16 protein-coding genes are annotated in these 21,291 nt (G+C 61.8%); 12 read left to right on the plus strand and 4 right to left on the minus strand.

The annotated features are described in order from the left end of the window. Nucleotides 1–244: 244 nt before the first annotated feature. Both ACFUOZ_RS06180 and ACFUOZ_RS06185 read left to right on the plus strand, forming a co-directional pair. A complete protein-coding gene (locus ACFUOZ_RS06180; protein ID WP_377545816.1) occupies nt 245–1,708 on the plus strand; it encodes a polysaccharide biosynthesis tyrosine autokinase in 1,464 nt (487 codons plus the stop codon). A 140-nt stretch (nt 1,709–1,848) separates the two neighbouring features. Continuing rightward, on the plus strand, nt 1,849–3,264 hold the full coding sequence (locus ACFUOZ_RS06185; RefSeq protein WP_377545818.1) for a hypothetical protein: 1,416 nt from the start codon (nt 1,849–1,851) through the stop codon (nt 3,262–3,264). Between the two features lie 240 nt (nt 3,265–3,504). On the opposite strand, the gene wecB is transcribed toward ACFUOZ_RS06185, so the two are convergent. The 3 genes from wecB to ACFUOZ_RS06200 all read right to left on the minus strand — a co-directional run bounded on the left by wecB (nt 3,505) and on the right by ACFUOZ_RS06200 (nt 5,756). Further along, complete coding sequence (gene wecB / locus ACFUOZ_RS06190) at nt 3,505–4,647, minus strand: non-hydrolyzing UDP-N-acetylglucosamine 2-epimerase (RefSeq protein WP_377545993.1); 1,143 nt, start codon at nt 4,645–4,647, stop codon at nt 3,505–3,507. A gap of 99 nt (nt 4,648–4,746) precedes the next feature. Then, nucleotides 4,747–5,295 (minus strand): YdcF family protein, encoded by a 549-nt coding sequence (locus tag ACFUOZ_RS06195; RefSeq protein ID WP_377545820.1) that lies wholly within the window; start codon nt 5,293–5,295, stop codon nt 4,747–4,749. After that, nucleotides 5,292–5,756: an Lrp/AsnC family transcriptional regulator gene (locus tag ACFUOZ_RS06200; protein ID WP_144659252.1), complete on the minus strand. Its 465-nt coding sequence runs from the start codon at nt 5,754–5,756 to the stop codon at nt 5,292–5,294. Before ACFUOZ_RS06200 ends, ACFUOZ_RS06195 begins: the two co-directional genes overlap by 4 nt. 172 nt (nt 5,757–5,928) lie before the next feature. Here ACFUOZ_RS06200 and pdhA point away from each other — a divergent pair, with 172 nt between their 5' ends. The 3 genes from pdhA to ACFUOZ_RS06215 are packed head-to-tail and all read left to right on the plus strand — an operon-like array spanning nt 5,929 to nt 9,706. Beyond that, a complete protein-coding gene (gene pdhA, locus ACFUOZ_RS06205) occupies nt 5,929–7,122 on the plus strand; it encodes a pyruvate dehydrogenase (acetyl-transferring) E1 component subunit alpha (RefSeq protein ID WP_377545823.1) in 1,194 nt (397 codons plus the stop codon). Beyond that, entirely contained in the window at nt 7,119–8,207 is a 1,089-nt protein-coding gene (locus ACFUOZ_RS06210) for an alpha-ketoacid dehydrogenase subunit beta (protein ID WP_377545825.1), read from the plus strand. Before pdhA ends, ACFUOZ_RS06210 begins: the two co-directional genes overlap by 4 nt. Before the next feature lie 2 nt (nt 8,208–8,209). Further along, a complete protein-coding gene (locus tag ACFUOZ_RS06215) occupies nt 8,210–9,706 on the plus strand; it encodes a dihydrolipoamide acetyltransferase family protein (RefSeq protein WP_377545827.1) in 1,497 nt (498 codons plus the stop codon). Between the two features lie 212 nt (nt 9,707–9,918). Here ACFUOZ_RS06215 and ACFUOZ_RS06220 read toward each other — a convergent pair whose 3' ends face one another. Continuing rightward, nucleotides 9,919–11,331: an MFS transporter gene (locus ACFUOZ_RS06220; RefSeq protein ID WP_377545829.1), complete on the minus strand. Its 1,413-nt coding sequence runs from the start codon at nt 11,329–11,331 to the stop codon at nt 9,919–9,921. A gap of 713 nt (nt 11,332–12,044) precedes the next feature. On the opposite strand from ACFUOZ_RS06220, the gene ACFUOZ_RS06225 reads away from it, so the two are divergent. The 7 genes from ACFUOZ_RS06225 to ACFUOZ_RS06255 all read left to right on the plus strand — a co-directional run. Then, entirely contained in the window at nt 12,045–13,673 is a 1,629-nt protein-coding gene (locus tag ACFUOZ_RS06225; RefSeq protein ID WP_377545832.1) for a TROVE domain-containing protein, read from the plus strand. Further along, a complete protein-coding gene (locus ACFUOZ_RS06230) occupies nt 13,663–13,875 on the plus strand; it encodes a hypothetical protein (RefSeq protein WP_377545834.1) in 213 nt (70 codons plus the stop codon). The genes ACFUOZ_RS06225 and ACFUOZ_RS06230 overlap by 11 nt, the downstream gene beginning before the upstream one ends. Before the next feature lie 245 nt (nt 13,876–14,120). Then, nucleotides 14,121–15,614 (plus strand): hypothetical protein, encoded by a 1,494-nt coding sequence (locus ACFUOZ_RS06235; protein WP_377545836.1) that lies wholly within the window; start codon nt 14,121–14,123, stop codon nt 15,612–15,614. Nucleotides 15,615–15,979: 365 nt separating this feature from the next. Then, nucleotides 15,980–17,512, plus strand: coding sequence for a polysaccharide pyruvyl transferase family protein (locus ACFUOZ_RS06240; RefSeq protein WP_377545995.1), 1,533 nt, complete (start codon nt 15,980–15,982; stop codon nt 17,510–17,512). Between the two features lie 90 nt (nt 17,513–17,602). Next, on the plus strand, nt 17,603–18,475 hold the full coding sequence (locus ACFUOZ_RS06245) for an MBL fold metallo-hydrolase (protein WP_377545838.1): 873 nt from the start codon (nt 17,603–17,605) through the stop codon (nt 18,473–18,475). A 204-nt stretch (nt 18,476–18,679) separates the two neighbouring features. Continuing rightward, nucleotides 18,680–19,648 carry a hypothetical protein gene (locus tag ACFUOZ_RS06250; RefSeq protein WP_377545840.1) on the plus strand — a complete coding sequence of 323 codons (969 nt, stop codon included), beginning with the start codon at nt 18,680–18,682 and terminating at the stop codon, nt 19,646–19,648. Nucleotides 19,649–19,744: 96 nt separating this feature from the next. After that, nucleotides 19,745–21,291, plus strand: a 1,547-nt coding sequence (locus tag ACFUOZ_RS06255; protein WP_377545997.1) for a beta strand repeat-containing protein, incomplete at its 3' end; no start/stop codon positions are given.

Below are 21,291 nucleotides of genomic sequence, written 5' to 3' on the forward strand. Positions count from 1 at the left end.
GGCGGAGCGTCGAGGCGCGAAGGGCCGTTCTGTCTTTGCAAGCCTGTGGGAGCGCAAGTGTAAGGGTCACCAAAGGTGGTTTTGCGGGTTGGCCCGAGAACGTGACCGGCTGGAGAGTGCGGCTGAGACATGAACTCTCAGGCGCACGTGACAGCCGGTATGATGACTATGACAAGTTTGGAAATACCGCCATTCGGGCGTCTAGTTCGCAAGCCGGCCTAGGATTGACGCAGGGGGATTTACGTTGGATTTACGCGACTACGGCCGGGTACTTCGTCGAAACTGGCTCGTTATCGTCGCCCTGACGATGGTTGGTTTGTTGGTAGGTGGCGCATCGGCGCTATTGGCTCAGCCTACGTATACTGCGGAAGCCAAGTTGTTTGTGGCCATTCAAGGCTCGGGAAGTGTTTCGGAGCTTCAGCAGGGAAACACGTTTAGTCAGGCGCGAGTTCAGTCATACGTAAAGACTGTGACCAGTCCCATCGTCCTTCAGCCCGCCATCGAATCTTTGGGGCTTGATGAGAACGTTGATGATTTATCGCGTCGTGTTAAGGCCAGTACGGAGCTGAATACGGTCATCATCAACGTGTCCGCGAGTGACAGGTCGCCCGTTCAAGCAGCGGCCATTGCTCAGGCGATTGCAAACAGTTTGGTTCAAGCTGTAGATACCTTGGAGCGGCCCAAGGCCGGGGGCACGTCTCCTGTGAGCCTGTCAATCATTACTCCAGCGCAGGCACCCACCGCACCGTCCGCTCCCAACACCAGGGTAAACATAATTCTCGGCCTTGTGATAGGCCTCGCACTCGGAATCGGGGCAGCTGTGCTCCGAGGCAAGCTTGACAGTCGAATTCGTGGTGAAGCGGATCTCCGTCGGGTGACGGAATCGCCGCTCCTCGGGGGCATCGCATTCGACGCGGACGCTACCCGGAAGCCTCTACTTACCCAAACCCCGGCGCAAAGTCCGCGGGCTGAGTCCTTCCGGCAGCTCAGAACGAATCTGCAGTTCGCCAATGTTGCGGGCCACGCAAAGACAGTTCTAGTCTCATCCTCCCTTCCGTCCGAAGGCAAAAGCACGACTGCAACGAACCTCGCTATCGCCCTGGCACAGGCTGGACAAGCCGTGTGCCTCATTGACGCTGACCTAAGGCGCCCAATGGTCAGCGAATATCTAGGGTTGGATCGAAATGTTGGGCTCACGACCTGTCTAGTGGGCCAGGCCGACGTTAACGACGTTCTGCAACCTTGGGGTGAAGAGAACCTCTTTGTCGTCACATCTGGCCAGATACCTCCGAATCCGAGCGAACTTTTGGGTTCCGATGAGATGAAGTCGCTGATCCTCCGCCTTGAAAACGCTTTTGACACCGTTGTTATTGATGCGCCTCCTCTGTTGCCCGTAACCGACGCTGCGGTCCTGTCGCAACATGTTGGGGGAGTGGTGATGGTAGTTGCGGCACAACAAACGAGGTCGCAAGATCTCCAGAAATCGCTAAACGCATTGGAGCTTGTTCAGGCGAACCTTCTCGGTGTCATTCTGAACCGCTTGCCGGTAAAAGGGCCGGACGCATACGCCTATAGCTACTACAACACCGCTGAATCGCAGTCGGCTTCTACGCGTGGAGAGAGTGCTGCACCCCAGATTTCTTCTTCTGGAAACACGCCCGCTGAGGACTCGTATCGGCCCGCGAGAGTGTTGCCGCGGTCCAGGTAACTTCGCGGAGGTGGGGGGCGGGCGCGCCTCATGGCCAGAGCGTGTTGGTGCGCCGGAATGCCATCGCCGAGGCTTCTAAACTGAATCGCAAGCCACAATCCCAAGAGTAACCTTGTTGCTAGAACTTTCCGAGGAGTTACATGCGCGCCGATAATAAGCCAAGCATCGGTGAGCCTGTCCTTTTCACCTACGGCCTACTAGGCCTGTGCCTGATATCGCCAACCCTCCTATTTGCCCTGACTAATTCAAATGCGAGCCAACCGGATGGCATCGGCTTTATATTAATAATAGTGCTGGCGGGCGTCAGGATTTCTTGGATAATAAGCTCATCTTATCGGCACTTGTATGAAATGATTTTTTGGTTATTTACCTATGTTTTCATGGGTGTCGCACCTTTTGTGCAGTCTAGGGCAGATTTTTGGCCCGGTACAACGCCTGGAATAAATCTCGCTTTCTTGGAGCCTGCGATAACTGCGACGATTATTGGTTGCCTGTTTGTTATCGCTGGCAGTTGGTTGGCAGGAAAGCGCACTATTTCGTATCTTCCCAGTGGTGTTTCTATTTCAACACTTCGATCAAACATTCTCGCCGGCGTCGCATTATTGTTTTCGACGTTCTATGTCAGTCGAATGGGGCTTTCCACTTTCCTAGAGAGTCGAGTTGCCTTTGCGCGCGTGCGCGCGGGTGTTTGGCCGGAGGAGACGGTGAATGCGATCGTGCTTGCCGCTTCGAGCATGACATTGCTCGTGGCCTTCCTGGCTCAGATGCAACTCCGTGCGGCTCGGCGATCGCAAGGCCTGCCCGGGCCGCGGCTCCTGCCGTTCGTGTTGCTCGTCACTCTGCTTTATACGGTCAATCCGCTTAGTAGCCCAAGGTATGTTTTCGGTACAGTGGCCCTGGCTGTCTTGGCTTCCCTTGGAGTACTTGCGACTGTTGGCCGTTTTCGATTAGTGACTGCTTCAGCGCTTTTTGGGCTGGTGGTTCTTTTTCCTGCCATGGATGCATTTCGATACACAACCACCGGGGAAGTGCAGACTGAGGATCCTCTGAAGTCCATGACAAGTGGCGACTTCGATGCTTTCGCCCAGCTCATTAACACGTTTGAATACGTGCAGAGCGAGGGCATTACGTGGGGAAGGCAGCTGCTGGGGGTTGTCCTTTTTTGGGTTCCTCGATCTTTGTGGCATGACAAGCCGATAGATACCGGGACGCTTCTCGCAAACTACAAGGGTTATCACTTTGATAATCTTTCGGCTCCCGTCTGGGCTGAGCTCTTCATCAATGGAGGGTGGATCTTGCTGGTTTCCGTCATGTTTTTCTTGGGTTATGTTTTCAGAGTATTAGATCGGAAAGCGGAGAGTATCCTTTCGGTATCCTCTGCACCACCCCTCCTTGGCTGCATTATTCCTTTTTACCTCCTGATTATTCTTCGGGGCTCACTGCTCGCGGCCATGGCTTACTTCGCCGTTATTATGGTATGCGCTCTATTCGTGATGGAGCGCCGGGCCAAGAGTTCTGGCCCTATACATAGCCTGGGATCGGCGCGCATTCGCTAGGTGCTGATGCTCGTAATGAAGTCGTCGAGGCAGGGTGGTTCTGCTGGCGAAACATGCTAGGATGCCCTTTGACTGTCGTCGAATCTAACCATGAGTTCTTAGTTGCGCATCGTACGCAACTGGAGCAGGTCTCGTTGCGCGGTCATGTCGGTGCCCATTGTCTGCGGCATCGGCTCAGGCTGGGACATTGAATGTATCTGCGGATCTAGCTAGCCAAGCATCCAAAAATGAATAGGGCTTTCAACCCACCCGCTCCATCCCGAACTCCTCCACGCGCCTGCCCACACCCAGAAGCTCCGCGATCGCGGCAATAGTGCGCTCCGCAGCCAGGCCATCCCCATACGGGTTCACCGCATTCGCCATGGCCTCAAAGTGGGAAGAGTCGTGGAGCAGCCGGCTCACCTCGGCCACGATCCGCTCTTCGTCCGTGCCGATTAGTGCCACTGTCCCGGCTTCCACGGCTTCGGGGCGTTCGGTGTTGTCGCGCATCACCAGGACGGGCTTGCCTAGGCTCGGGGCTTCTTCCTGGACACCACCCGAGTCCGTAAGAACCACATGGGCAAGGGAGAGCATCCGGGTGAACTCGCCGTACGCCAAGGGTTCCGTGACCAGAACATTCGGCTTGCCCTCCAAAGACGGAAGCACAGCCTCACGGACCACAGGGTTCTTGTGCGCCGGCAGGACGATCGTCAGCTCGGGCTCGGCGTCGGCAATGCGCGCCAGCGCCCGGCCAACCCCGCGCATGGCGTCACCCTGGTTCTCGCGGCGGTGCGTCGTCACCAACAACGCACGCCGGCCACTGGAAGCAAGAGACTCCAATGCAGGATCAGAGAACGGCACCTGCTTGTCCACCGTAGTCAGCAGTGCGTCGATCACCGAGTTACCAGTCACCACGATGTCCGCGGCTGACACACCCTCGGCCAGCAGGTTTGCCCGGCTGGTGCTGGTAGGTGCCAGGTGCAGGGATGCGATCTGGCTCGTGATCTTGCGGTTCGCTTCCTCCGGGAAGGGGGAGAGCAGGTTCCCGCTGCGGAGTCCGGCCTCAACGTGGACCACGGGAATGCCGTGATAAAAGGCTGCGATGGCGCCGGCGGTGGAGGTAGTGGTGTCGCCCTGGACAATCACCGCGTCCGGCCGGCCGGACGCAAACAGGGAGTCGAGCCCGCTCATGGTTCGGGTCATGATGTCCGTAAGGGATTGTCCGGGCTGAAGGATGTTGAGATCGTGGTCCGGGGTGATGCCGAACAATTCATTGACCTGGTCCAGCATTTCCCGGTGCTGTCCGGTAACCGTCACCACGCACTCAAACAGTTCCGACTCCATCAGTGCGCGCACAATCGGTGCCATTTTGATGGCTTCAGGCCGCGTCCCAAAAATAGGCATGATGGTGTGCACGTATTACCCCCATAAAGACCGGCCCGAAGGCACCAGAAACTAGTGCAATCCTAGCCGCTGAAAATCAGGTAAAAGTCACCAGAACCCTTAGCATTCCGGGCGAATCCAGACATCCAAAAGCCCACCGGTTTCCACCACGAAACGCCACAGCCACCCAGCGGGGGAGAGTTGCGGTTCGGTGCCCACCATGCGCACGTCGGCAGGGATGCATTGCTTCATCAAAGTCCCGGCCCTGAGCACGTGATAATCGGAGGTCACCACGGTCACCGACTTCCACCCGCGCTCCGCGGCGAGGTCCCTCAGGCGGGCAGCTTCGCCACGTGTGTTCAGCGGATCCGGACGGAAGCAGTCAAGGTGAGCATCGCCGTCGTGCGTTTTGCAGTAGTCATCCGAACCGGCATTGGCGGGCAGGCCCGTGGTGACCACCACCAGGTCCGGAATGTCCAACTGCTCCCGCAAAGACAAGCCCACCGGGAGCCGCTCGTCGCTCATCCCGCCCAACACCACAATGGCGTCGGTCCGTTGGGGAGTGGCTTGGGGTGGGTTATGGAAGAGCTGGTAGGCCCCCATCAGCCACAGCAGCCCGGCGAGCACGCCGGCAATAAAAGTCCAGGCAACCTTCCGTCGAAATGTCACCGGGTATCGACGTCTTCGAACACCAGGAACGTCTGCGTATCCAGGATGCCCTCCATGGACTGCAGCTGGTCGAAGATCACGCGGCGAAGATGGATGTTGTCGGTGGCGCGGACGAGGAGGATGACGTCGAAGTCGCCGCCCACCAAGGCAATGTGGTGGATCTCCGGGATGGCCCGCAGCTGCTCCTTCAGCTCACGCCACGAATGCTGCTGGACCTTCAACGTCACGTATGCGGAGGAGCGCAGGCCGGCTTTGATGGGATCCACCAGTGCCGTGAACTTGGTCAGCACGCCCTCGCCGGTGAGCCGGGCAATCCGCGTATAGGCATGGGCGCGGCTGATGTGCACGTTCTCCGCCACCTGCGTAATGGACATGCGACCGTCGGTGGTGAGCTCACGGATGATGTCCCGGTCCACACTGTCCAGCGGTACGGCGGTCTGCTCCGCCTCCGTCTCACTCAAAGCAGGCTCCAATTCGTCTACGGCACAGGCGCGTAACCCAGCTCACAATTGCAATTCGTCTCTCAGAATACCCAGTTTAGGCAAGGGCTTCCATGATTCGGCGGAAAGCTGGATACGAAACTTCGCCGGGGAACATACTGGAAGCACATAGTGGCTAGAGAAGGACGGACCAATGACGATCCATGCAGACCACTCTGCGCCGGAAACGGCCGTGGAGGACCAGGCTGCTGACGTTCGGACAAAATTCGGCATCAGCGTAGAGGACTACATGCTCCCCGCCCGGCACCAGATCCAAATGGTGAACCCGGACGGCACCCTCCGCCCGCACGACGAGCAAGGCACCGAACCCGGCCACGAGTACCCCACGCCCAGCGATGCTGAACTGATGGCCGCTTACGAGCAGCTCGTCGTCGGACGTCGCGTCAACGACCAGAACTCAGCGCTGGTCCGGCAGGGCCGCATGGCCGTCTACCCCTCAAGCCACGGCCAGGAAGCCTGCCAAGTGGCAGCCGCCATGTGCCTCAAGGAAGGCGACTGGCTGTTCCCCACCTACCGTGACGCCGTCGCTGTCATGACCCGCGGCGTGGACCCGGTAGAGGTAATGACCATCTTCCGCGGCGACTGGCACGGCGGGTACGACCCCAAAGAACACAACGTCGGCATCCAGTGCACGCCGCTGACCACCCAGCTGCTGCACGCGGTCGGCGTCGCCCATGCCGCAAAGCTGCGCGGTGAAGACACCGTAGTGATGGCCATGTGCGGCGACGGTGCCACCAGCGAAGGCGACTTCCACGAAGCACTGAACTTTGCCGCCGTCTTCCACCTGCCGGTGATCTTCTTCGTGCAGAACAACAAGTACGCCATCTCTGTCCCGCTCAGTCACCAGTCCGTGGCGCCGTCGCTGGCCCACAAGGCCGTTGGTTACGGCATGGCTGGTGAGCGCGTGGACGGCAACGACCTCGTCGCGCTGCTCGCCGTCATGGACCGTGCGGTGAAGCTGGCGCGCGAAGGTTCCGGACCGCTGCTGATCGAGGCCCACACCTACCGCATGCAGGCCCACACCAACGCCGACGACGCCACCCGCTACCGCCCGGACAGCGAAGTCGCCGAGTGGCAGGCCAAGGACCCGCTCACCCGCATGAAGGCTTATCTGTCTGACAAGGGCCTGTTGGATGACGCAGCGTCGGAGCGCATCGCAGAGCATGCGGAAGACGTTGCCACCCAGCTCCGCGAAGGCCTGGGCGAGGACGTGCCGGTACAGCCGCTGGACCTCTTCAAATACGTCTTCGACAAGCAAACGCCGCAGTTGAAAGAACAGTCTGAGCTGCTGGCCAGCGAACTTGCCCGCGAGGAGAGCGCAAAATGACCATCACCACGTCCGTGAACGGAAACGTCAGCGCCGCAACCGCCAGCGCCGCCGCTTCCGCAGCCGCCACCGCCGAGGCAAGCGGCCCGCAGAGCCTCACCATGGCCAAGGCACTGAACACCGCGATGGCCGACGCCATGCGCGCCGACTCCTCGGTCCTGGTCTTCGGCGAAGACGTCGGAATGCTCGGCGGAGTCTTCCGCATCACCGACGGCCTTATGGCCGAATTCGGCGAACAGCGCTGCTTCGACACCCCGCTCGCGGAGTCCGGCATCGTCGGCATGGCAGTGGGCATGGCCATCAACGGCATGCGCCCCGTCATCGAAATGCAGTTCGACGCGTTCGCCTACCCGGCCTTCGAGCAGATCGTCAGCCACGTCGCCAAGATGCACAACCGCACCAAGGGCAAGCTCAAAATGCCCATGGTCATCCGTGTTCCTTACGCGGGCGGCATCGGGGGAGTGGAGCACCACTGCGACTCCTCCGAGTCCTACTACGCCCACACCGCCGGCCTGAAGGTCTACACCCCGGCCACCGTCGCCGACGGTTACCGCATGCTCCGCGAAGCCATCGACTCCGATGACCCCGTGATGTTCATGGAACCCAAGAAGCTGTACTGGTCCAAGGACCAGGTGGACTTGGGTGCCTTGCGCGCAGAGCACGACGCCGGGACCTCCACAGAGGGCCGCGCGGCTGTCGCCCGTCCCGGCACGGACGCCACGCTCATCGCGTACGGTCCGTCCGTTCCCACCGCGCTCGCAGCCGCCGCTGCCGCCGCCGAAGAAGGCCGCTCGCTCGAAGTCATCGATGTCCGCACCATCGTCCCCTTCGACGACGAAACCGTCTGCGCGTCCGTACGGAAGACGGGACGCGCCGTCGTGATCGCTGAGGCCCATGGCTTCGCGTCCGTGTCCTCCGAAATCGTGGCCCGGGTCCAGGAACGCGCCTTCCACTACCTGGCCGCGCCGATCCTCCGGGTCACCGGCTTCGACGTCCCGTTCCCGTCTCCCAAGTTGGAGCACTACTACCTGCCAAGCGTCGACCGCATCCTCGACGCCGTCGACGACCTTCAGTGGGAGGACTAACCATGAGCTCAGATATGCAGGTATTCCGTCTGCCCGACCTCGGTGAAGGGCTCACCGAAGCCGAACTCGTCAACTGGCTCGTGGCTGTGGGGGACCAGGTCAAAGTGGACCAGCCCATCGCCGAAGTCGAGACCGCCAAGTCCATGGTTGAGGTGCCCTCGCCTTACGCAGGCACCGTCGCCGAACTGCACGGGGAGGCCGGTCAAACGCTCGACGTCGGCAAGCCGCTGATCTCGATTGCTCGCGTGGGTGCGGGGTCGGGTTCGGGTCCGGCTGCTGACTCGGTGCCGGCTGCCGCGGCTGCTTCTGCTGCCGCTCCGGCTGCCGCCGCTCCGGCGGCTGCTGATGATGCTGTGTCTACTGGTGTGGTTGCCTCGGCCGAGGTATCCGCAGCTGCCGAGACGTACCGGACCGAGGAGAAGGCCGGCTCGGGGAACGTGCTCATCGGCTACGGCACCCCTGGGGGAGCCACGGGTGGCCGGACCCGGCCGCGGAAGGCGAGTGTCGCCGTCGTCGAGCCTGCTGCGGTTCCCGAGGTGTCGCTTGAGCCGGCTGTTGCCGGGACCCGCATCCCGGGCAAGCTCAGTGCTGTCATCTCGCCGCTGGTACGGAAGATGGCCCGCGACCACGGTGTTTCGCTGGATGCGATTGAAGGCTCGGGTGCCAGTGGGCTGATCATGCGCCGGGATGTTGAGGCTGCGATTTCCGCGCCGGAGGCTCCCGCTGCTGCCCCTGCTCCTGTTGCTGCGTCCGCTCCGGTTGCCGAGGGCTCCGTTGATGGCCGGACCGGGTTGGCTGTGTCGGCGCGGACTCCTGTTCGGGGAGTGCGCAAGGCCGTGGCGGCGAACATGACGCGCAGCCGTTCGGAGATCCCCGAAGCAACCGTGTGGGTGGACGTTGATGCCACGGCATTGCTGGAGATGCGCGCCGAACTGAAGAAGCGCGCGCCGCACGAAACCCCCGGTCTGCTGGCTTTCATCGCCCGTTTTGTCACGGCTGGGTTAAAGAAGTACCCGGCCCTGAACACGCGCTTTGAAACAGCTGCCGACGGTTCACAGGAGATCGTGGGCTTCGATGGCATCAACCTAGGATTCGCTGCCCAGACCGACCGCGGACTCGTGGTCCCGTCTGTACGCAATGCCCACACGATGAGCGCCCGCGAACTGGACGCGGAGATCCGGCGACTCACCGCCGTCGCGCGTGACGGAAAGGCGACCCCGACGGAACTGGGCTCGGGCACCTTCACGCTGAACAACTATGGTGTGTTCGGCGTCGACGGTTCGGCGGCGATCATCAACTATCCCGAGGTCGCGATGCTCGGAGTAGGCCGGATCATCGACAAGCCCTGGGTGGTCAACGGCGAGTTGGCCGTCCGCAAGGTGACCGAGCTGACCCTGGCCTTCGACCACCGCGTGTGCGACGGCGAAACCGCAGCGGGCTTCCTCCGCTACGTAGCCGACGCAATCGAAAACCCCGGCGGCGCCCTCGCGGACATGTAGCACCCTCGCTCACATCCCCCGGGCTTGAACCGAACCCTCGCTCACGTCCCCCGGGCTTCAACCCAACGCTCGCTCACGTCCCCCGGGCTTGAACCGAACCCTCGCTCACGTCCCCCGGGCTTGAACCGAACCCTCGCTCACGACCCGCGACTGAACACGTGAAAAGGACCCCGACCTTGAACAGCCGGGGTCCTTCCGCTTAAGTCCCAGCGTCAGTGCTTGAAGTCTGCCGAGATCTCGGCGAGCGTGCGCCCCTTGGTCTCGGGAGCGAGCCATTGCGAGAGGATTGCGCCGAGGAATGCGACGACGGCGGCCACCACCATGCTGGGGCCCATGCCGATGTTGGCGATCGCCCACGGCAGGGCGAAGGTGCCGAGGGCGGCGCCGATGCGGCTGAAGGCCGCGGCGAAGCCCATGCCGACGCCGCGGAGGTGGCCGGGGAAGACCTCGGCCGGATAGACCTGGGTCATCGTGGTGTAGCCGGCGTTGAAGAAGGAGAAGGCCAGGAACAGGGCCAGAACCAGGATGGCTGGTGCGTCCGCCCAGACTCCGATGACCAGCAGGATTCCAGCACAGAGCCACTGCCCCGGGACCGTGAGGATCCGGCGGCCGAGCCTGTCGATCAGCAGCACCGTGGTGACGACACCAGCGGCCGCGAGTGCGGACAGGCCGACTCCGCCAGCCCAGCCGCCGCCGAAGCCAAACTGGTGAAGTACCTCGTCCGCGAACGTGGCTATGGCGAAGTAAGGAGTGACCGCGCAGAACCAAAAACCTGCGGTGAATAGGGTGGTTCGCCAGTACTGCCTCGAGAAGAGCATTCCAAAGGAGGCGTTCTTGATTTTGGTCCTGCTCTGCGCCGCCTGGGCTTCCTGGACCATCCTCAGATTGATCTCTTCGGTGATGCTGTCGTGCATCTGCGGCGATTCGATGTATTTGCGCGCGACCGCGAGCGCTTCGTCGCGCCGCCCCTTCGTAATGAGCCAGCTGGGCGATTCGGGGAGGCCGATGCGGGCGACGAACAGGACGGCGGCGAGTATCGTGCTAGTGCCGATGACGATGCGCCACGGTGTGCCGGCGTCGTGCAGCACCGTGCCGATGATGAACGCCATCATGAAGCCGATGTACCAGGCGATCAGAGTCAGTCCGAGCAGCCGCCCGCGGAGCTTGGGTGGGGAGAACTCTGAAAGCAACGGTCCGCCGATTGAGTACTCGCCGCCGATCGCGACACCCATGAAGAACCGGATGATGGCCAGCTGGATCACGGCGCCGTCTCCGGAGGTTACGAAGAACTGGGCAGCTGAGGCGGCCAGGAACAGGCCCATGTCCACGAGGAACATGGGCTTACGTCCGAACTTGTCAGCAGCCCACCCGGCAATCGGGGAGCCGACAAAGATGCCAACCAGCGGACCTGCAGCGATCAAACCCAGGGACAGCGCATCGAGCTGGAGATCTGAACGCATGAGTCCGGTGACGGGGCCGATGATTCCGAGGATGTAACCGTCGAGGAACATCCCGCCGATGAAGACTGCGACCAGCCGAAACATGAAGCGGCGTTTGAACGTGGAGCTGGTCTCTTTTGGTACGGGGGCGTCGACGGCGGCCGTCGTCTTGGTCGGGTGGATCATGGAGGTGTGTTCCCTTCTGGCTTCAGCGAAAAACGCTGACGGCACCAGAGCGCCGTTTTCTAGACGTGCGGACAGTCGCAGACCTTAGCGACCTGTGGAGGAGGCCAGCTGGTTCGAGGCCAGCCAATGCGGCCGTGCGGTCCCTGAGAGGTGCTTCCAGCGGCTGAGTTACCGCTCTTCTTCATCAAGTGGGGTCAGCCAAAAAATGTGACATACGACTCATATATCAGAACTCTAGGGGTGTGGTCCGCCTGGGTCAAGGCCTTGAAGTTAATTTGTCGCTTGAGTCCCGGAGGTTGCAGGAACCCGCCGCTGCAGGTCTGTAGAGGCCGCGGCTCCGCCACGGAATCCCTGACGTCAGGCACTTCTTTGCAATAAGGCCTGTTCAGACGCCGTGTAATGCATTACACTCAGACAAGTGAGTGGGCCGAAAACTGTCGGTTAACTGGTGTAAAGCAGGTTCGATCCCTGCCCCTGCTGCGTTGATTCGTCAAGGCAGCAGGAGAGAACCCGGCGGTGACAAAATGCCTACTCGCGTGAACTGAAAAGTGGCGGCGGGCCGGAGAGTTTCGGTTACCTCTGTTAAAGGACCCAAGGGCCGCGGGTTCGAGTCCCGCCCGGACGTGTTCCGGTAGCTCAGTTGGTAGAGCTTTGGGCAACTCCGGACTCGCAAACATGCCCGCCGCCACTTTTCCCTCAACGAAAGGACCGCTGTGGCTGATGCATTGAACGCCATTAACCTAAGGGCTGTGCCCCAGTCGCAGCCCACTGATTCCCGTCAGGTGCCCAACCAGGGCGGCGGATACACATTTACGGTCGAACCGCTCGAGCGCCTGCGGCGCTTTCTTGTGCTGGGTACCGACGGCGGCACCTACTACGGTTCCGAGCGTGAACTCACGCTGGAAAACGCCGATGTCGTGCTCGGCTGGGCGCGTGAGAAAACCCTCGAGCTCGTGGACGAGGTTGTCGCGATCTCCTCTGCCGGCCGCGCGCCTCGAAACAACCCTGCGTTGTTCTGCCTTGCCGCAGCAACAGCATTGGGCGATGTGGAGGGGCGGCAGGCTGCGTTGGCGGCGCTGCCCAAGGTGGCCCGCACGGGAACCCATCTCTTCATCTTCGCGGGCTATGTGGAGCAATTCCGTGGGTGGGGCCGAGGCCTTCGCCGCGCGGTTGCCGATTGGTACCTGTCCAAGCCAGTTGACGAGGTTGCGTACCAGGCGGTGAAGTACCGGCAGCGTGGCGGTTGGTCGCACCGGGATCTACTCCGTCTTGCGCATCCTTCCACTGCGGAAGCGGACCGGAAGCAGCTCTTCGACTGGATCTGCGGTCGGAGCGCCGATGGTCCTGAGCTTGTTGAGGGCTTCGAGAAGGCGCACAAGGCGTCAACAGCGGCCGAATGGGTGGACCTGTTGGGGGACTACCAGCAGTTGTCGTGGGAGATGTTGCCCGACGCCGCCCTGCGCGAGCCTGCCGTGTGGTCAAAGCTGCTGGCCAACGGCCTTCCGCAGACGGCGCTGATGCGGCAGCTTCCCAGGCTGACGCGCCTTGGGGTGTTGGAGCCTATGTCTGAAACGCTCGACGCCGTTACTCGCCAGCTCACGGACAGCAGCCGCTTGCAGAAGGCCCGGGTTCACCCGATCAACGTGCTGGTGGCTGCCCGGACTTACGCTTCGGGCTCTTCGGCCCGGGGAAGGTCCTCGTGGGAGCCTGTGGGTCAGGTTGTGGATGCCTTGGACGCTGCCTTCTATGCGTCCTTTGCCACTGTGCGGCCGGCGAACAAGCGGACGTTGCTTGCGTTGGACGTCTCCGGCTCCATGACCATGCCGATTTCAGGTCTGCCCATCACAGCGCGGGAAGTTTCTGCGGCGATGGCGTTGGTCACGGCGGCAACAGAGCCGAAGACCATCACGCTTGGCTTCACCGGATCTTCGGTGGGTGCGAAGACGGGTTTGTTCCAGCGCAACGAGCGGATCGATGGGATTTCGCCTTTGCCGATCTCGCCCCGCCAGCGGCTGGACGATGTCCTGGGTACGGTGTCAGGCCTGCCGTTCGGCGGTACGGACTGCGCGTTGCCCATGCTGTGGGCTCTCGCGAACAAGGTTCAGGTGGATACGTTCGTCATCTACACCGACAACGAGACCTGGGCTGGCCGGGTCCATCCGCACGAGGCTCTGCGTCAGTACCGGGACTGGTCGGGTATTGACGCTCGGCTCGCCGTGGTGGGTCTGACGGCTACGGATTTCACCATTGCTGACCCTTCGGATCCCGGCATGTTGGACATTGCAGGCTTCGATGCCTCGTTGCCCACGTTGCTGAGCGACTTTTCGGCCCGTGTCATCTGATCCGGTTGTCCAACAGGCCCGCGAGCATCACCGCCGCGCTGCCGATGCCCTTGCCCTGGCGGAAAGGCATCGGCAGCAGCGGGATGCGTTCATTCGCCGTGCCCGGCAAGAGGACCCCGTCCGGTGGTCGTACAGTGCGTTGGCAGCCGCCGTCGGGTGTAGCAAGGAATTGATCGCTGCCATCATCAAGGGCCGCGCCTAGGGCTCCGCCTGGCAGAGCTGCAAGACCCCGATTCGTTCGGGGTCTTTTGCATTTAACCACCCCATTCCGCCGTCCAGGGGATGCCGTGACCTCAGTCACCTTCGTGCGTAAGCGCGTCACGTAGTGGCGTCAGGCCTCTCTCAATAGGTGGCAAGGGCATCGGATCATGACCCGCAACCCGGGAATGTGCGGGTCATATCTGACGCCTGGCCCCTTCGAATGCAGATTACGAATCAAGGAACTACATGCTTAAGAGAATTGGCGCTGCCCTTGTCGCGGCCACCACGCTGGGAGCGGGGGTGTTCGCGGCGCAGCTTGCCTTGCCAACAGCAGCAGTGGCGTCTGCGCCTCCTGTTGCCGCGACCTCCTTTGAAGCTCCGCTGTGCCCGGGAACAACGTATATGAACGCTTCCCCCGACACCACGGTCACCGGAACGAATCTGGACAATTACAACAATGGACTGGTTGTTGAGCTCTATAACTTCGAGGGGGAGGGGACGGACGGTACCACCACTCTGCCGCCCCTCTGCGGCACGCGTTACGAAACCGAAGCGGAGGGTGGCCCTGTAGGCGGCGGTCCTGTTAGCGCTTGGATGTTCTGCACTGACGTCGTGTTGCACTCGTGCTTCGACGGGCGCCCTCTGGACGATGATCCTGAAAAGAATGCCGACATGACCGATTTCCAACGGCGTGTGTTCGCCTACGTGGTTCAAAACGGCTATCAATTCAACGATGGCGTAACCAACAAGTTTGTCAGGCCGGACACCAATTCGTCTGATCGATACAGGTTGCAGCGCCTGGCGTGGAGCATCAAGGACTACGCCAACCTGACCGGCACGAGCACTGCAATCTGTGACAACGCTGGTCTGAGTCCTGACAAGATCAACGAGACGTTCGCTTTCCTTTCACGGCCGGCAGTGCCGCAAATCAGTGTCACGCCGGCTTCCCAGTCGCAGGTAATTGGGCAGGAAGGCAAGATTACTGTGACCACCAACATCGCAGAGACCCCAATCAAGCTCACCGCGACCAACGGTACCTTTGCGCTCTGCCCCGGAGAGGCTGACGGCATTCTGAACGGGGATGTCCTGACGATCAGCACTCCGACGTCAGCCGGATCCTCAGTGGATGTGGACGTCTGCACAACCAGCCAGACTGCAGGAACAGTCTCTCTTGACCTCTCGGTTCTGCCGGTGACGGAAGACAGCCTGAACTGGTACAGCAACGGTGACGACAATTGCCAAGTGTTTGCCGTGTTTGCGCGCGCCGAGGGTCAGACCTTGACTGGAGCGGCCGAGATCACTTACGAGGAGACTCCGACGGACACTCCGACTGAGACGCCGACGCCGAGCCCGTCGCCGACGGATACTCCGACTGAGACGCCGACGCCGAGCCCGTCGCCGACGGATACTCCGACTGAGACGCCGACGCCGGGCCCGTCGCCGACGGATACCCCGACTGAAACCCCGCGGCCGAGCCACTCGGAAACCCCACGGCCGAGCCACTCCGCTACCCCGGAGCCGAGCGAGTCAGGCACGCCGACGACAGGTGCTCCGGTAATTGCCGTTCCTACAACGGACGCTCCGGCAGGCGATTCATCGGAAACCGGTGGCTCCGGTAGCGGTCTGGCCTACACCGGAACCCAGGTTGTTCCCTTCATTGCGGCAGCTGCGGCACTCCTGGCCTTCGGTTTCGTTCTGATGGTCCTCGCTCGCCGCAGGGCAGCATCACGTCACAGCTAACGCCTGACGCCTAGTCTGTGGCAACAGTGCGGCCCGGAAGCTCATGCTTCCGGGCCGCATGTGTTTCTCTAAGCAGATGCAATTGTTTCTGTCCCGCTAGCGGACGAGGACGGGTTGTTGTCTTGATGGACATCAACTACCTCGAGTTCGAGGCCTGGACTCCCATCATCCAAAACATCCAGCACTTCCTGTCGAAGACACCCTGATTCACTGAAGGAACGGCCGGGCTTGGCTCATGCCAAGGCCGGCCGTTCCGTGAAACAAACCGTTGAAACCCGCTAGGCTGGAAGCTGCTTTTTGCGTTCTAACACCGGAGTATCGTGCGAGTTGTAGTTCTTGGGGATATTGGTCAGCCCGTTTATCACGTGGGTGACGAGGCGATGACGCACGCAGTAGTGGACGAGCTGCGTTCAAGGGGAGTCCAGGACATCGTGCTGCTGTCGCGCGATCCTGAGCAGAGCTCAAAGCTGTTTGGTACGTCAGCAGTTAAGACCTTGGAATTCCCCTGGCCCCCGAACAGGCGGGAAACCTATCTCAAGGAGATCCGGTCTGTATTGGCTGGTGACCTGGACGCGCTTCCGGGGCATGACCAGGTCCACGGCCTTATCGAGACCATGAAGACCTGCGATGGCGTGGTCATCGCGGGCGGCGGCAATATGAACTCGCCGTATGGTTGGCTGCTCTACGAACGGGCAGCCGTGGGCGCCATCGCCAAGGCGCTTGGAAAACCACTGATCATTTCCGGGCAGACGGTCGGCCCCGTGCTCACAGGCCCGGACTACGGTACCGCGATCGAGCTCTTCCGCTCTGCCGACCTCTCCAGCGTCCGCGAACAGACCTCGTGGGAGCTGATGCGTGACGCGGATATCCGGACCGGCCTGACTCTTGACGACGCGAGTTTTCTGGACGTCTCCGCTGCCAATCAGGGCAGCAATGATTTAGCACAGGCGTGCTACCAGCCGCAGCCCGACAGGCCATTCCTGGTAGCCACCTTCGCTCCCGGGACTGGCGCCATGGGCAGGGAAGACTTCAACCAGCGTATTGCTGAGGTGCTCGACAGGATTTCCGACGCCGGCGGAATGGACGTGGTGTTGATCTCCCATATGTCACGTCCCGGCCATGGGGACATCGACATCGAAACGCACGAGGACATCAGGCGCAGGATGCGTTCGGAGAACGTCACGGTCTGTGGCCAACTGACGGCGGAAGAATCTGCCTCGCTGACCATGCAGGCCGACCTGGTGGTAACCAGTCGCTACCACCCGGTGGTCTTCGCGTCGTCCGCAGGGGTACCCTGTCTCGGAATCGCCGTGGACTACTACGGAGAAGTAAGGATCGGCGGGGCGCTGGCCAACTGGGGCCTCGGGAATACCCTGCGTTCGCTCCGGCACCTGGTCACCCCGGAGTTCCTGCAGTACGTGGACCAGTTCCTGAGCCGCCGCGCTGATATCAGTGAGTACCTCCGGAAGCTGAGCACTGCCCAAGGTGAGTTCCAGCGCCAGTGGTGGGACGCCGTCGTCGAAACCCTGAAGGGTGGGCGCACAGAGGCGCCGGTGCTGGTCAGCCCACCCCCGGCGTTCGCCGAGCTCGCATCCGGCGAGCATCCCGCTGCTGCGAAGCTGACTGCCAACAACGAATCGCACATCGGCCACCAATCGGTTGAGCTGTATCGGCTGACACACGCGCTGGAGGACATTGCTGGAACCCTGGGTGCAGCCGAAGCCGAAAGGGAGCGGCTGCGCATTGAGCTGGAGGAGGCAGTTGCGGCCTTGGCGGCCAAGGAGGCAGAGCGCCATCAGCTTCAAGCCGAACGCCAGCAACTCGGGGATGAACTTCAAGCGTTGAAGTCCTCGCTTGTGGTCCGGGCGGCCCGGAAGTTCAGGCTGCTCCGGGGCTGAACAGCCCGCCAGCCTTCCCTCCTTCTCCCGATTTGGTGGGTAGAGTAGAGGCCTGAACATCGCCGGATTGCACTGGATACGGAGAACGCATTGTCAGCTTGGCTGGAACTTGGACCGGACAACTACGTCTTGGAAACCGAGGGATCGTTACTCAACACCGGCCTGGTGGTGGGCTCTGAGCTCGCCATGGTCATCGACACCGGCTGCGGCCCGCGCCAAGGCCGCGAAATCCTTGCTGCGGTGCGCGAAAAAACCCAGCTGCCGCTGGTCGTGGTGAACACCCACGCGCACTACGACCACTTCTTCGGCAACGCCGTTTTCGCTGACGACGGCGTTACTGAGTTTTGGGCGCACGCCAACTGTGCGGCCACTATCGAACGCGACGCCGACAACCAGCGACGCTTCGTGGCCACCAACGAACCTGAGATGGCAGCGGGGGAGGGCGAGGCCGTCGAGATCGTTGTTCCGAACGCGCTGGTCCGTGACCAGCCGGTGCTGGTGGACCTTGGCGGGATCACTGCCACGCTCTTCTATCTGGGACGTGCGCACACGGATGGCGACCTGCTGGTAGGAACCAGCTCCACCCTGTATGTCGGTGACGTGGTGGAACAGGGGGCGCACCCGTCGTTCGAGGACTCGTACCCCGAAGAGTGGGCGGACGCCTTGCGGCACATTTCCGCCCTCCGCCACCGCTACGAGTTCCTGGTCCCGGGCCACGGAAAACATGTCAGTGACGAGTTCGTCAAGACCATGGCGCACACCATGAGCACCGCAGTTCGCCAGGCAACCCAGTCCATCCGTGACATGCCATCTGACGCAACCAAAGCGATTCCTGTGCTGCCGTACGGCCCGGAACAGTCACGTTGGTTCATCAAGAGGCTTCAGGAAACCAACTCCCATGGCCGATCCTCCCTGGGAACAGCCGACTTCGGCCCCAGCGAGACGGGTTCCTACCCTTCGTAGGGCCACGGCAACAAGGTTCCTTACAAATTTGTCATCTTGGTTACTCCCAGGCATGGACTAATGGCGTAATCCCGTTTTAGGATGAGTTCGACCATTGGTTCGCGACTACCTGGGGGTGTCGAGATGAGGGGTTCACGCGTTTTCCCGCGTGCTGCCAGCATTCTCCGCTCTGTCATGGTCGCGGGCGCAGGTACCGCAATCTGGATGGCACTCTCAGCCACAGCCGCAGATGCAAGCACAGGCACGGACAAGAACTTGGTGGACAGTGTCACATCGTCCAGTTCCATCTCCGTCCCGGTGCCCAACGTTCCTCTTCCGGCCTCCGTCAAAGGGTTGCTGCCCGCTGATCAGGTCAACGTTCCCGTCCCCGCAGTCACTCCTGTGGTTAAGCACGTGGGCGGCGCGTTGGACAATGCAGTGGGTGCCGTCCCGGTAGCCAACCAAATCCTCCCCGCAAATACAGCGGGAACCATCGTGAACACGGTGGTGGCACCTGTCATCGACCCCGTAGACCAAGCCGTCAACGTGGTGGTTCCGCCGGTGAACTCCGTCGTGGAACCGGTCCGTTTGGAGCCAGTGACGGATGCAGTCAACCCCGTCGTGGAACCCATTGTGGGTGTGGTGGACACCGTCCTGCCGCCCCTCGACTCTGTGGTCCCGCCCGTTACTGTCCCACCCGTTGTGGTGCCTCCGGTCACAGTCCCTGATGCCGGTTTGCCGAGCGCTCCTGGCGCCGATGCCTCAGTAGCTCCGGCCTCGCCGGACGCAGGCACCGAGCCGGCAACCGGCGTCGTAACTTCATCCGAGCCAGCCGACAGCAGCCCCACCGTGGAAGCCGAACAGTCCACTGGAGTTGGGCTCGCGGTCGACGCATCGTGGCTGGCTCACACCCGGAACTTCGGTCCCACCGGCATCACCGCCGTACTGGGCGGATCCTCCTCTGCTGCCGATCCTGCAGCCCCGTCCGGGCTGCCCGGCGACTTCGACGCCGTCCCGTCCGGCCTTGCCGGCAGTGGTTCCGGCGCGTCTTCGAACGGACCGCCCAACCCGGCAGCAGCATTCCTTCACGACGCACTGATCATTCCCGCAGACGCCCTTCCTGGCCTCGCTGCGGGCAGCGACGAGCAACATCCAACGCCGGTCTCATTCGATCCCGGCTCCTCTCCTGACTAGTTCCCCTGCCTTGCTGCACCAGCTTGCAGCAGACGGCTCAACAGACGATCCGTGATTGGACGTCTCCGGGAACTAGAACTTCAGGAGAAAAACACCATGAACACGACCATTCGCAAGTGCCTGATCGGCACCTGCTTTGCCGGGGGCATGATTGTCCTCAGCGCCACCGCGGCGAATGCCGCAGATACCACCAGCGGCAGCGACGGACTCCTTTCCGGCACGCAGGTGGTGGCGCCAGTAACTGCGCCCGTCAACCTCGGCGCAACCCCTTTGGGCCTGGTGGGGGACTCGGCAGCAACCAGTTCGGCAGCACCCGCTGCCTCATCCGGTTCAGCTCCCGCCACCACCAACGGCTCCAACGGCATCGGCTCCGGGACGCAGGTTGTAGCGCCCGTTACGGTGCCCGTAAGCCTGGGCTCGTCGTCAGTGGGTCTGCTGGGGGGCTCCACTGCGACGAGCTCAGCCACACCTGCCGCCCCCGCTGGGGCGACAAGTTCGACGCCGGCAGCCACCACGGGCGGCGGTGACGGTATCGCCTCGGGAACCCAGGTTGCTGCACCGGTGACGGTCCCCATCACGGTTGGGTCGACGTCGGTCGGCGTGTTGGGTGATTCGGCAGCCACTTCTGGAACTGCAGCTCCTGCACAGGCCCCGGCTCCTACGCAGACAACAACGTCGGGTTCTGATGGCGTTGGTTCGGGGACACAGGTTGTAGCACCGGTGACGGTCCCCATCACGGTTGGGTCGACGTCGGTCGGCGTGCTGGGTGATTCGGCAGCCACTTCGGGTTCGAACGGCGCCACTGGCGGTACGGCTCCTGCTTCATCTGGTGCCGGCACTTCCGGTTCTGACGGTGTTGGTTCGGGGACACAGGTTGTTGCTCCGATTACGGCTCCGGTAGGCCTTGGTTCTGTTGGTGCTGGTGTGTTGGGGGATTCCACGGCTACGAGCACGGGTTCGAACGGCGCCACTGGCGGTACGGCTCCTGCTTCATCTGGTGCCGGCACTTCCGGTTCTGACGGCGTTGGTTCGGGGACCCAGGTTGTTGCTCCGATTACGGCTCCGGTAGGCCTTGGTTCTGTAGCAGCTGGTGTGTTGGGTGATTCCTCGGCTACCTCGGGTTCGAACGGCACCGCCGGCGGAACGACCGGCACCACCCCAGGTGCCAGCACTTCCGGTTCTGACGGCGTTGCTTCGGGGACCCAGGTTGTTGCTCCGATTACGGCTCCGGTAGGCCTTGGTTCTGTTGGTGCTGGTGTCTTGGGTGATTCCTCGGCTACCTCGGGTTCGAACGGCACCACTGGCGGTACGACCGGCACCACCCCAGGTGCCAGCACTTCCGGTTCTGATGGCGTTGGTTCGGGGACACAGGTTGTTGCTCCTATTACTGCTCCGGTGAATGTTGGTTCTGTCGGTGCTGGTGTTTTGGGTGATTCCTCGGCTACCTCGGGTTCGAACGGCACCGCCGGCGGAACGACCGGCACCACCCCGGGTGCCGGCACTTCCGGTTCTGATGGCGTTGGTTCGGGGACCCAGGTTGTTGCTCCGATTACTGCTCCGGTGAATGTTGGTTCTGTCGGTGCTGGTGTTTTGGGTGATTCCTCGGCTACCTCGGGTTCGAACGGCACCGCCGGCGGAACGAC

This window comes from Paenarthrobacter sp. NPDC057355, from assembly GCF_042667405.1.
Taxonomy (GTDB): Bacteria; Actinomycetota; Actinomycetes; order Actinomycetales; family Micrococcaceae; genus Arthrobacter.